We start from the raw sequence: 12571 nt of genomic DNA on the forward strand, positions 1-12571 counted from the left end.
CTCATTCGGCTTTTTTTAATGCAAAAAATGAACGAGAAAGATTAAAAACCAATCAATGCATAAATATCCTTATTAAGGAAAAAATACCCGTACATAGATAGAAAGGGAGTTCCTTATGCCAGCTATTTTATCCATCTCAGAAGTACCCCCACCAAATGGAATTACTCAAAATGAAGTGGTAGCATTTGCACGCCACTTATTTGGGCAATCTTTCAAAGATATCGATCGTTTACTAAAAGTATTTCAAAATGGACAAATTGAAAAACGTCATTTTGCCAAAGAATTAGATTGGTTTAAAGAGGACCATAGCTTTGCTGATAAAAATGATGCCTTCATTGAAACGGGAGTTAAACTTGGGTGTGAGGCGATTGAAAAATGTTTAACAACGAGGGAGTTTCTAAATCAACCTATTAAGTATCAAGAGATAGATGCGATTTTTACGATTACTAGCTCAGGTTTAGCTACACCATCGTTTGAGGCAAGAATAATGAATCTATTACCCTTTTCTGAGCAAACAAAAAGGATCCCAATATGGGGTTTAGGCTGTGCAGGTGGTGCATCGGGTTTATCGAGGGCTTATGAATATTGCTTAGCTTATCCAAAAGCAAAGGTTTTAGTATTAACAATTGAATTATGCAGTTTAACTTTTCAAAGAAATGATCGCTCTAAGAGTAATCTTGTTGGTACTTCTTTATTTGCTGATGGTGTTGCCTGTGCATTAATCGCAGGTGATGAAAGTGGTTATCGAAAATATCAGAAATTGCCTGCCATCCCCCATATATACGGGACACAATCAACGACAAAAAAGGATTCGCTTGATGTAATGGGTTGGGACGTAAAGGATGATGGTTTATATGTCATATTCTCAAGAGATATTCCCACAATTATTGAAGGCTGGCTGAAGCCAAATGTACAGAAATTCTTAAATCAATTCTCATTACAAATAACCGATTTGCAACATTTTATTGCTCATCCAGGTGGAAAAAAAGTGATTGATGCTTATCAAGCGTCTTTACACATTCCTGCTGAGATGACCGCCACTTCATTAGATGTTCTAAGGGAGTTCGGCAATATGTCATCAAGCACAATATTATATGTCTTGCGAAGGTTTTTTCTACTTGGAAAAAAGGATGATATAGGTTTGGCAACTGCCTTAGGGCCAGGTTTTAGCTCGGAATTACTTTTATTAAAATGGAGGTGAATTAAATGTTTTTTTATTTTCTTCTATTTGTTATTACTCAACGGTGTATAGAGTTAATCGTCGCAAGATTCAATGAGGACTGGATGAAAAAAAGAGGTGGCATTGAATTTGGTCAAAGTCATTATCCACTAATCGTTATGGTACATAGTTTGTTTTTTATTGTTCTAACAGTTGAGGTAATTGTGTTCGGCAAAGGATTATCTCCTTATTGGTATTATTTACTGCCATTATTTATACTCACACAAGTAATAAGAATATGGGTGTTATCTTCCTTAGGGAGGTTCTGGAATACAAAGATTATTGTTTTACCTCATGCAAAAGTGGTAACTAAAGGACCATATCGTTGGCTAAAGCACCCAAACTATACAGTCGTTGCCATGGAGTTTCTTATTATGCCTCTATTGTTTCAAGCTTACTATACTGCACTTGTTTTCACTCTGTTGAATTTCTTTATTTTAGCCATTCGTATTCCAGTTGAGGAAGAAGCATTAAAAGCATTAACGAAATATGAAGAAGCCTTTCCAATGAAGAGAGATGAAGAAATAGGAAAAATTTGAAAAAGGTTTATTTTAGTATTGAAAATCATTCTCGATTATGATAAATTATTAATTGAAGATGATACTTATTCTCAATTAATGAAAGGCGTGATACATTTGACAGCTCTTTTTGTGGTTGGCACTATCGCTGTATATGGTGCAGTAATGAAATATGTGTTGAATGGTGTTACAAAGTCAGAAGCAAAATCTTAAATTAGCGTTTACCCCTTTATTACATATAGGAAGAAGCCTTAGTGAGTGAGGCTTCTTCTTTTTTTTGGTGAAAATACCAATTTTCCTAACGAAAGGTTCACTTTACCCCATATTTATAATATATTAATACCTATATAGGAAAAAAGCTTGCGCAATTGTAATAGTAGTAAATTGATGTGACAAGGGGATTAATTATGGTTCAAACAGTGGGTAAACAACTTAGTCAAAATGAATTAATTGAAAGAATAGCAGCCTTATCATTGTTTTTTGAACAAAATGGAGATAATGTTTCTGCTTCAAGAGCAAGAGACCTCGTCTATAAATTACGAGATTCACAATACGCGATTGCATTTTGTGGACATTTCTCTGCGGGTAAATCGAGCATGATCAATAAAATTGTGGGAGAAAACTTACTGCCATCCAGCCCTATCCCAACAAGTGCGAATTTAGTTAAAGTGAAATCTGGAGAGGATTATGCCAAGGTGTATCTAAAGGAAGGGATGCCAAAGCTCTATCCTGCACCTTATGATTATGAAAAAATTAAAAAATATAGTAAAGATGGCGACCTCATTCATACTGTAGAAATTAGCCATTCGGAAACAAATTTGCCAAAAGATACGGTTATTATGGATACACCAGGAATTGATTCAACAGATGATGCACATAGAATTGCTACTGAGTCGGCTCTACATTTAGCTGATATGGTCTTTTATGTGATGGATTATAATCATGTGCAATCAGAACTCAATTTCTTATTCACTAAAGACTTAACTGCAGCGGGTAAACAAGTATACTTAATTATCAATCAAATAGATAAACATCGAGAAGAAGAATTAAGTTTTCAACATTTTACTGAAAGTGTAAAGGATTCTTTCGCCTCGTGGGGCGTTCAACCTGAAAGAATCTTCTATACATCGTTGAAGAAACCAGAGTTACCACATAATGATTTTTCTGCTCTTCAGAAATTCATCTACGAGCAAATTGGCCAAAAAGATAGGCTCTTACCACAATCTGTTCTTCACTCATTACAGAAGTTAACTGAAGATCATTTTATCTACTTAGAAGAAAAAGACGCTCATGACATAGCAGCTAATGAGGAAATTTTAGCAGCTCTGCCTGAAGATGAACGAGCGCTCGTATTTGAAAAGATTGAACAATTACAGTCACATAAACAAGCATTGCAGCAAAAAAAATATCAGGCAGAAATTGATTTGAATCATGATATGGAAGATATCTTAAATAATGCTTATTTAATGCCGTTTCAAACGAGAGAATTAGCTGAGAATTACTTAGAATCGATGCAACCTGGCTTTAAAGTGGGCCTATTATTTGCGAAGGCTAAAACTGAACAAGAACGGAGTACAAGGCTAAGTCTTTTATATAACGATTTAAAGGAAAAAGTCCAATCGCAAATTGAATGGCATGTGAAAGAGTTATTCTTAAAAAAATTAAAAGATGATCACATACATCATAATGAGTTACAGTCACAAGCTCAAAACATTCATATCAATATACCAGAAAGCCTGTTAAAGACAGCTATTAAAGAAGGGGCGAGGCTCTCAGGTGATTATGTTTTGCAATATACAAGGGATGTGTCTGATGCTGTAAAAAAGGAAACGAAGAAACAAATAATCAACTGGAAAGAGTTGTATTTGAAAGAGTTAGAAGAGTTAGCTAATGAAAAAATTCTCGCAATGAAAGATGAATGGGATGCTTATGCTCGTTTCGGTGAGGCACTTAATATATTACAGGAAATTAAAGCAAAACAATCAGAGCAAAAAGCAGAAATTAAGAAGCTATTGGCAGGAGAGCTAGACCATAAAAAAGTTTCAGCTTCCGTCCAAGAGTTAATGAGACCAAAGGATGAAGATGTCCAAATTATTCGTGAAGGTGAAGAAGAGTTTGTTGATAATAAACAAGTAGTGACTACTCATTCAATTGTTGAAAAAGAAATGAACCAAGAAAATAATCATGAAGCTGATATCGAGGCACTAATTAGTAAGCTCGAGCATACCGCAAAAGAGTTACGAGATATCCCAGGTTTCCACAAAATATCAGCAGAGCTATTAGAGAAAGCTGACCGACTACAATCACGTAGTTTCACTGTTGCTTTGTTTGGTGCCTTTAGTGCTGGAAAATCTTCGTTTGCCAACGCATTAATTGGTGAAAAAATCTTGCCGGTATCGCCAAATCCAACAACTGCTGCCATTAATAAAATTATGCCTGTTACTGCTGAGTACCCTCATGGTACAGTTAAGGTATTTGTAAAAAGTGAAAAAGTCATGTTTGCAGATATTAATCGTTCACTACAAGTCTTTAATCAACAAGCGCAATCATTTAGTGAAGCCATAGGGAAGATAGATGTGATTTTAAAAGAGCATCACGACTTTGATGCACATGAAAAAACGCACTTTGCCTTTCTTGCAGCCTTTGGCAAAGGTTATAATAATTTTCAGGAAAAGCTTGGGAAAGAAGTGATCACAGACCTCACAGAACTAGCAGATTATGTTGCTAAAGAAGAAAAATCATGTTTTGTTGAGATGATTGAAGTATATTATCAATGTGATTTGACTGACAGAGGCATTACACTCGTTGATACTCCAGGTGCGGATTCCATTAACGCACGTCATACAGGAGTAGCTTTTGACTATATTAAAAACTCAGATGCCATTCTTTTCGTGACGTACTATAATCATGCTTTCTCCAAAGCCGATCGTGAGTTCCTTATACAGTTGGGCCGGGTTAAAGATGCGTTCGAACTTGATAAAATGTTCTTTATTGTCAATGCCATTGACCTTGCAAGTGATGAAGAGGAGAAAAACGATGTCTTGCAATATGTTCATGATCAGCTCATTCAATACGGCATTAGAAGACCAACATTACATGGGTTATCGAGTTTACAGGCATTATTCGAAAAACAATCAGGCGAAGAACATTCTTCTGGAATGAAGGATTTTGAAGAAAGTTTCTATCGTTTCATTAATCACGATTTGATGTCACTTTCATTATCTGCTGCTGAACTTGAGTGGAATCGAGTAATGAACCAATTGCGCACATTTATCGAATCTTCTAAAGAAAGTAAAGAAGCCAAGTTAGCAAAAAGAGAACTTCTGACGAAAGAACTAGCGATTATTAAAGAGAAAATTGCTAAAGATGATCTTGATTTATTAACTCAAGCATTAAATCAAGAAGCGGATGAACTAGTGTTTTATATCAAACAAAGAGTTTTCTTACGATTTAATGATTTCTTAAAAGAATCTTTTAATCCAGGACAATTAAAAGAGGATGGCCGTGATATGAAAAAAGCGCTCCAAGTAGCTTTGGAGGACTTTTTACAAAGTTTCGGATATGACTTTGCCCAAGAATTACGAGCGACGACCATTCGTCTAGAAGTATTTATAGGAAAGTTATTACAACAAACCTACGAGAAACGAAGTAACCAAGTAAACCAATTGAATCGCGATGTAACCTTTAGTCGTCCAGAAAATCCTTCTTTTGAAGGGGTGAATTTTGAGTCTGCTTTCAGTAACGTGGATCGCACTACATTTAAAAAAGCAATGAGTTATTTTAAAAACCCTAAGAACTTCTTTGAGAAGAATGAAAGAAAATTACTAGCAGAAAGTCTTGAGGAAAGCTTGCAAGAACCAACAGATGTATATTTACATGAATCATCTAAACAACTCAAAGATTATTATGATGAAAAACTTTCAGCCGTTTATCAACAACTACTGTCTGATTTAATTGCTGAATCAGAAGAGTATTATAAAGGGTTGTTAGCAACATTATCTCAAGACTTCCCAATTGAACAGCTAGTTGCAACAGAAGAACGTCTGAGGGCCTATTAAGGCATTGGAGGTGACATGCTTGAAAGATGTGAATGCCTTTCATGTATGTGCAACTTGTGTAAACTTCTTAGCCGTTAAAAATGAAAATAGAATGAGATATTTTTGTGAACGTTTAGGTTATGAAACGATGCCTAATTACAAGTTTAATTGCTGGGAGCCTAAGGATCATGTGAAAAGACTTATTGAAAAAAGAAAGGGTGACGGGGATGAACAGCTTAGTTAACGTAGAATGGCTCTTCCAACATCTAAAAGATGTGAGAGTGATTGATTGTAGATTTAACCTCGCTAATCCTGAAGAAGGAATTGAGCAGTATCGCACCGGTCATATTCCCGGCGCTGTTTATTTTCACCTAGAACAAGATCTATCATCAAAAGTAGAAAAGCATGGGGGTAGACACCCACTGCCTTTAGCAGAGCAATTTGTCCAGAAGGCAGAAGCGGTCGGAATAACGAATGATACAAAAATTGTCGTTTATGACAACGGGGAAGGGTCATTTGCTGCTCGTTGTTGGTGGGTGTTTCACTATTTTGGTCATGAGCAAGTATATATTTTAGATGGCGGCTTTAAAGAATGGCTAGCTTCAGGTCATCCTACTGAAAGCAAGGTTCAGTCATTTGGTCGCGGCGAATTCACAGCAACCATTCAAACGGACATGGTTGCCGATTACAAACAAGTAAAAGAAGCAATTGAGTATTCGAATAATGAAGTGGTGTTAATTGATTCAAGAGAAGAAAAGAGATATCTCGGTTTGATTGAACCGATTGATAAGAAAGCAGGTCATATACCTGGAGCAATGAATAAAGTTTGGATGGACACTTTAAGTGAAGGCAAGTTTAAATCAATTGATGAGCAAAAGCAACGGTTTTCAGAAATTGAGAAAGACAAGCATATTATAGTTTATTGTGGTTCAGGGATTACGGCCTCTCCCAATTATTTAGCATTAAAAGAAGCTGGTTACAAAAATGTAAAGCTCTATCCTGGTAGCTTTAGTGATTGGATTTCTTATGACGAGCATCCCATTGCTACGAAAGAGAATTAATTTTTTATAGGGAAATCCGACCTCGTTGTCACCTTAACTGGTTGCGATGACAACGGATTTTCCTCTTTTTTTGCAGCAATAAATCCGTTACTGAGCGAAAACCATACATTTTTTACATCTATGTTATAATAATGATACTTTAGATGGAGGAGGAACAATTTTGAACGAAAATCAACAACCACAAAACCCGCGATTCCTTCTTGTAGATGGGATGGCTTTATTATTTCGAGCTTATTTTGCAACAGCTGTTACTGGTCAATTTATGTATAACTCTAAAGGAACGCCAACCAATGGCATATATGGATTTATGAAGCATTTCTTAATGGGTGTGAACCATTTTAACCCTAGCCATGTTGCCGTTTGTTGGGATATGGGCAGTAAAACATTCAGAACAGATATGTATAACGGGTATAAATCAAATCGACCGGAAGCACCGATTGAATTGGTCCCACAATTTGAGCTGGCGAAAGATATGGTCGCGAGCTTTGATATTCCAAATATCGGTGTGACAGGTTATGAAGCAGATGATTGTATCGGCACGCTTTCACAGGTTTTAAAAGAAGAAGCAGAGGTTGTGATTCTTACAGGGGATCGTGATATTTTACAGGTATTAGATAAGAATGTATCGGTTGCCCTTTTGAAAAAAGGGATGGGTAATTATGAAGTCCACACACCAGATAGCTTTTATGAAGAGAAAGGGATACAACCAAGGCAGTTAATCGATTTAAAAGCATTTATGGGTGACCCAAGCGATAATTATCCTGGGGTAAAGGGGATTGGTGAGAAGACTGCACTAAAACTCTTACAAACATACGAGCATATAGAAGGCGTATTAGAGAACATCGAAGCACTAACAAAAGGGCAAAAAACTAAAATCGAGCAAGATTTGGACATGCTACATTTAAGTAGACAATTAGCAGAAATTAAATGTGATGTTCCTGTTGAATGTACTTTATTAGAAGCTGAATGGAAATATAACGTAAATAAAGTTAATCAGAAGCTAGAAGAAATTGAACTAAGAGGTATTGCTAAATTACTGCGTCAACCTGCAGTGATTTAACGTTTAAGTCATTGGGAATAGTCATTCCTGATGGCTTTTTTTGTTATATTAAATTGCGTTTTTCCCACCTAAACTTTCCGGTTCATCGTATATTGCACTTCCTCTCAATAAATTTACCAAAATTATTATAGCAAGTATTTAAGAAACTAACACAAAATGTATGATAGATCATCCATTTAAAGGAGACGTTATGATGAATTATAATGCTGGTGATATTGTTTATGTTTTTTATCGTAATCCGCATACACAAGATGTAGCTAATATTCAGGCTGCTGCGGTCGTCAATAACCCAGAGCGACCAGGTGAGTTAGCATTGTTTTTATATGAAAATTATTATCCATTAACAGAGGAAGTGGCTGTTTTCTCGAATGAAGCAGAAGCATATGAAACATATGGGAGCTATTTTAATGATACCCTCCAAGGAGGGATAGACGATTGAAGCCATTCGAGCCAAAACTTGTTTATTTTGAACCGAACGCGCTGGATTATCCACTTGGCCAACAATTAAAGAAGCGGTTTGAAAGTACGGATGTAGAAATAAGGTATACAACCTCCCATAATCAAGTCAGAAATTTACCAGGGGACAATGATTTTCAAAAATATCGTGTCGCTAAATCTACGTTAGTTGTCGGTATAAGGAAAACGTTAAAGTTTGATACATCAAAGCCCTCAGCAGAATATGCGATTCCATTCGCGACTGGATGTATGGGACATTGCCATTATTGTTATCTACAAACAACAATGGGAAGTAAACCTTATATTCGCACATATGTAAATGTAGACGAGATTCTAACTGCTGCTGATGAATATATGGCGGAAAGAGCACCAGAAATAACAAGATTTGAAGCATCTTGTACATCAGATATTGTTGGCATTGACCATATTACTCACACATTAAAAAAAGCGATTGAACATTTTGGGCAATCAGAATATGGTAAATTGCGGTTTGTGACAAAGTTTCATCATGTCGATCATTTATTAGATGCGAACCATAATGGTAAAACACGTTTTCGCTTTAGTGTGAATGCTGATTATGTGATTAAGTTTTTTGAACCTGGAACATCAAGATTGAAAGATCGTATAGAAGCTGCTGGTAAAGTGGCGAGAGCTGGTTATCCACTCGGTTTTATTGTGGCACCTATTTATTTACATGACGGTTGGCAACAAGGATATTATGAAATGTTTGAACGGTTAGAAGCCGAGTTGCCGATTGAAGCAAAAAAAGATTTAACTTTTGAATTTATTCAACATCGTTTTACTAAGCCGGCGAAACGAGTAATTGAAAAAAACTATCCAATGACAAAACTTGAACTAGATGAGGAAAAAAGACGATATAAATGGGGAAAGTATGGGATTGGAAAATATGTTTATAAAAAAGAAGAAGAGGAAGATATAAAGGAGACGCTCTATCAATATATGGTAAAATTCTTTCCTGAAGCAAAGTTAGAATACTTCACTTAATATTGTAGAAACTTGTCGGAAAATAAGCTAAAATATAGGTATTGAGTAGGAGAAAAAGAGGGGACTGGCGCGACCATTGAAATCGTTAGAAGAATATTTATGCCATTTAGAAGGTAAAGGATTTCAGCTTGAAGAAGATAGTATAGGCTTTATATACTTCGGTAAACATTACACAAATGCACCAGATGAATTAGTTAATACAGCAATAGAGATGACATTAAAGGCGCAAAAATCATTTGATGGCAGTTTTTATTTATCACTGTTAGAGCGTTTTATGGGAAATAATATACCGAACCGCAAGGAAGCAATTAACTATATGAAAAAGAGTTTGCATATATCTATTTAAAACATAAAAAATGAACAAGCATGATGTGGAGGCTGAACTGCGCCCCAATTTTTAGACATATGAGCTAACAATTGGAGGTACAGTTCATTTTTTATTCGATTGAATTCTCAGTAAAACGTTCTTTTTGTGGCCACTCAGCTAATATCATACCAAGTAGGATGAATAGGCAACCAAATATGGCGATGATCGATAAACGGTCTCCAGCAAAGATATAGCCTGTCAGTGCAGCGAAAACAGGCTCCATTGCAAATATAACAGCGACTCTTGTTGGAGAGGTGAATTGCTGGAAGTGTGTTTGTGCTAAAAAGGCCAGCCCTGTAGCTAAAATACTTGTAATGAGTAAGGCGAATATAACCTCTTGCCTGAATAATAATTCACTATCGTAAGACCATCCCTCATAGAAAAAACCTGATAAAATAGAGAGTAAACCCACAGTTGTTACTTGGATAATAGTTAAAATAATAGCTGAATGAGCCTGTGCAAATAAATTTGTTAATATAATATGGAAAGCAAAGCCTAATGCACAAATGAATACAAAACCATCACCTTTATTAAATGCAGAGATATCTTGTGCTGTTAGTAAGTAAAGTCCTAATGTAGCGACAAATACGCCAATAAAAGCATTACGAGTAATCTTTATGTTTAATATAAAAATTGATAATATAGGGACAAGAATCACACTCAAACCAGTAATAAAACCTGCTTTACTAGAAGAAGTATAATGAAGCCCAATTGTCTGAAATGTATAGGCGATAAAGAGACACAAACCTAACAAGATACCTGCCATTAGTGTACGTTTAGTTGGTCTTTCCCACTGCTTCCTATAAAAAATAATCGCCATTATGGTTAAGAAAAATGCAGCAATAAGAAAGCGAATACCATTAAATGAAAAGGCGCTAAGAGATTGGAGAGCATTTTGTATAAGAACGAAAGTAGTGCCCCAAATGAACGCAACAAGTAGAAGAGAGAAGTCTGCCGTTTTAGTTGACTGCCACATTATTTTTTATTTCTCCGAATAGCCGCTCTTGCCAATTCGTCCGCCGTTTTATTTTGCATACTTGGTATCCACTTCATAAAGAAAAGATCGAACTGCTTACTTAATTCAAGTGCCTCATCAAGAAGGGGAGCAAACTTTTTATTACGGGCAAATTCCTTTTCCATACTCGCATTTACCACTTGTGAATCCGTGCGAAAGGAAACGGTTCGATAATTATTTTCTATGCAAATTCTTAATGCTAAAATCAATGCTTGAAACTCTGCTTCATGGTTCTCCATATTTCCAAGTGGAATACTATGCCTCTCTACATTTCCGTTCGCTTTTATAAATATACCTGCACCACTCGGACCAGGATTACCAGCACTTGCACCGTCTATATATACTTCAATCAATGCAATTCCTCCTTTTGTGATAAAATAGTGGGAGTTCTTTGTAATGCGATGAAGGAGAAATGTTCATAATAATCGTATAACATTAAAGAGATATTTTGCTACAGAAAAACATATGATGAAAAATACAAACTACAAGTAAGTGTAGCATACAAGCACCTTATTTTTGAATCATCATTTTATTAAAAGGCGTGTTAAAATAAATGAAATATCAATTGATTGCAGCTTATAAACTAAAAAATAACGAAAGCTATTTATTTTCTTCCGAATGGTTAGATGGTGAGTCTGCCCTTGATATAGGAGAAGAGTTTTCTCATCATCCTAAATGGACGGAAATAAAGTGTTTGGATGAAAACGGTACATCTTGGACCATAAAAGAATTAAATAAGCTATTAGAAGAAGTAGAAGAAGAACCGCATGATTTAGTGATTTATTTTGATGGTGGCTTTTATGACGAAACGAAGACCTCAGGCTTAGGGGCCGTTATCTACTATCGACAAGGAAAGAAAAAGTATCGTATAAGAGCCAATGAATGTTTTCACGAGTTAGAATCAAATAATGAAGCGGAATATGCTGCCCTTTTCTTTGCTCTTTCACAATTAGAAGAATTAAATGTCAGTCGACAGACTTGTGAAATAAGAGGAGATGCAAAAGGACTATTAATGCAATTAGCTGGCGAATGGCCTTGTTATGAGAAAGTATTAAATGATTGGTTAGATCGGATTGAGGAAAAGGTGAGCCTATTATCATTAAATGTAACGTACACTCCTATTGTAAGAAAAGAAAATCAAGAAGCACATAAGTTAGCGACCCAAAGTTTAAACGGGAAAAAAATCTATAGTAAAATGCAGTTGTTATAGGAAGGAAGGTTTATTGTGGATGAGAAAAAGAAATTAGTAAAAGAGGTTGATCAAGTCATTGATTTTTATTGTGAGGATTGTTTTTTATACAAATATCATCGCAAAGAATATGGACGAAACTTTGCTCACCGATTTTGTATAACCAAATGTACCGTAGGAGAAAAAATCCAAAGTATTGGCAAAAATTTTACATAATAAAAGGCTGGCAATTTTGCCAGCCTTGATTATATACAGATTAAAGTTTTACAACGTTAGCAGCTTGAGGTCCGCGGTTACCTTCAACGATTTCGAAAGAAACTTCTTGACCTTCTTCTAAAGATTTGAAGCCTTCGCCAGTGATAGCTGTGAAATGTACGAATACATCGTCTCCACCTTCAACTTCGATGAAACCGAAACCTTTTTCATTGTTAAACCATTTTACTTTACCGTTTTGCATGTGAACTTTTCCTCCTAAAACTTTGAAGGCTCCAAGCCTTCAGAAAAAATTTTCATCCAACATAAACATACTGCAATATTGTCATGGAATATAGGAAATATATTCTGTTAAATGATGTATTAAATATACAATACTAATCGAATTCCGTCAAGAAATCTGAAAGTTTTTTCTTTAAAATATTGTAAAA

Annotated in this window: 15 protein-coding genes; 12 read left to right on the top strand and 3 right to left on the bottom strand. The window is 35.6% G+C overall.

The window, feature by feature from the left end; all coding sequences use genetic code 11:
* Positions 1 to 115 precede the first annotated feature (115 nt).
* The 10 genes from MKX29_RS18250 to MKX29_RS18295 all read left to right on the top strand — a co-directional run bounded on the left by MKX29_RS18250 (position 116) and on the right by MKX29_RS18295 (position 9702).
* Positions 116 to 1201 (top strand): type III polyketide synthase, encoded by a 1086-nt coding sequence (locus tag MKX29_RS18250; RefSeq protein WP_341106921.1) that lies wholly within the window; start codon positions 116 to 118, stop codon positions 1199 to 1201.
* A gap of 5 nt (positions 1202 to 1206) precedes the next feature.
* Positions 1207 to 1758: an isoprenylcysteine carboxyl methyltransferase family protein gene (locus tag MKX29_RS18255; protein WP_281202333.1), complete on the top strand. Its 552-nt coding sequence runs from the start codon at positions 1207 to 1209 to the stop codon at positions 1756 to 1758.
* 18 nt (positions 1759 to 1776) lie between these two features.
* Positions 1777 to 1950 (top strand): hypothetical protein, encoded by a 174-nt coding sequence (locus MKX29_RS18260; RefSeq protein WP_157733949.1) that lies wholly within the window; start codon positions 1777 to 1779, stop codon positions 1948 to 1950.
* 194 nt (positions 1951 to 2144) lie between these two features.
* Positions 2145 to 5795, top strand: a complete 3651-nt coding sequence (locus tag MKX29_RS18265) for a dynamin family protein (protein WP_341106924.1) — start codon at positions 2145 to 2147, stop codon at positions 5793 to 5795.
* 28 nt (positions 5796 to 5823) lie between these two features.
* Positions 5824 to 6018 carry a hypothetical protein gene (locus MKX29_RS18270; protein ID WP_341108303.1) on the top strand — a complete coding sequence of 65 codons (195 nt, stop codon included), beginning with the start codon at positions 5824 to 5826 and terminating at the stop codon, positions 6016 to 6018.
* Complete coding sequence (locus MKX29_RS18275; RefSeq protein ID WP_341106926.1) at positions 6002 to 6835, top strand: sulfurtransferase; 834 nt, start codon at positions 6002 to 6004, stop codon at positions 6833 to 6835. The genes MKX29_RS18270 and MKX29_RS18275 overlap by 17 nt, the downstream gene beginning before the upstream one ends.
* Before the next feature lie 157 nt (positions 6836 to 6992).
* Positions 6993 to 7895 (top strand): 5'-3' exonuclease, encoded by a 903-nt coding sequence (locus tag MKX29_RS18280; RefSeq protein ID WP_224937648.1) that lies wholly within the window; start codon positions 6993 to 6995, stop codon positions 7893 to 7895.
* A gap of 190 nt (positions 7896 to 8085) precedes the next feature.
* On the top strand, positions 8086 to 8334 hold the full coding sequence (locus tag MKX29_RS18285) for a transcriptional regulator SplA domain-containing protein (protein WP_224937496.1): 249 nt from the start codon (positions 8086 to 8088) through the stop codon (positions 8332 to 8334).
* A complete protein-coding gene (splB, locus tag MKX29_RS18290) occupies positions 8331 to 9356 on the top strand; it encodes a spore photoproduct lyase (RefSeq protein WP_341106931.1) in 1026 nt (341 codons plus the stop codon). Before MKX29_RS18285 ends, splB begins: the two co-directional genes overlap by 4 nt.
* A gap of 76 nt (positions 9357 to 9432) precedes the next feature.
* Complete coding sequence (locus tag MKX29_RS18295; RefSeq protein WP_224937498.1) at positions 9433 to 9702, top strand: DUF6123 family protein; 270 nt, start codon at positions 9433 to 9435, stop codon at positions 9700 to 9702.
* A gap of 91 nt (positions 9703 to 9793) precedes the next feature.
* Here MKX29_RS18295 and MKX29_RS18300 read toward each other — a convergent pair whose 3' ends face one another.
* Together MKX29_RS18300 and MKX29_RS18305 are read right to left on the bottom strand one after the other, a co-directional pair.
* On the bottom strand, positions 9794 to 10699 hold the full coding sequence (locus tag MKX29_RS18300) for a DMT family transporter (protein WP_341106934.1): 906 nt from the start codon (positions 10697 to 10699) through the stop codon (positions 9794 to 9796).
* On the bottom strand, positions 10699 to 11091 hold the full coding sequence (locus MKX29_RS18305) for a reverse transcriptase-like protein (RefSeq protein WP_341106936.1): 393 nt from the start codon (positions 11089 to 11091) through the stop codon (positions 10699 to 10701). The genes MKX29_RS18300 and MKX29_RS18305 overlap by 1 nt, the downstream gene beginning before the upstream one ends.
* A gap of 200 nt (positions 11092 to 11291) precedes the next feature.
* Between MKX29_RS18305 and MKX29_RS18310 the strand changes: the two genes are divergently transcribed.
* Together MKX29_RS18310 and MKX29_RS18315 are read left to right on the top strand one after the other, a co-directional pair.
* Positions 11292 to 11948 (top strand): reverse transcriptase-like protein, encoded by a 657-nt coding sequence (locus MKX29_RS18310; RefSeq protein WP_341106938.1) that lies wholly within the window; start codon positions 11292 to 11294, stop codon positions 11946 to 11948.
* Positions 11949 to 11963: 15 nt separating this feature from the next.
* Positions 11964 to 12143, top strand: coding sequence for a zinc-finger domain-containing protein (locus MKX29_RS18315; RefSeq protein WP_095372834.1), 180 nt, complete (start codon positions 11964 to 11966; stop codon positions 12141 to 12143).
* Between the two features lie 40 nt (positions 12144 to 12183).
* Here the strand turns inward: MKX29_RS18315 and cspD are convergent, their stop codons facing one another.
* Positions 12184 to 12384, bottom strand: coding sequence for a cold-shock protein CspD (cspD, locus tag MKX29_RS18320; RefSeq protein ID WP_053476725.1), 201 nt, complete (start codon positions 12382 to 12384; stop codon positions 12184 to 12186).
* Positions 12385 to 12571 lie beyond the last annotated feature (187 nt).

The sequence above is a fragment of the Cytobacillus sp. FSL R7-0696 genome (assembly GCF_038006865.1).
Classification (GTDB): domain Bacteria; phylum Bacillota; class Bacilli; order Bacillales; family Cytobacillaceae; genus Cytobacillus; species Cytobacillus kochii.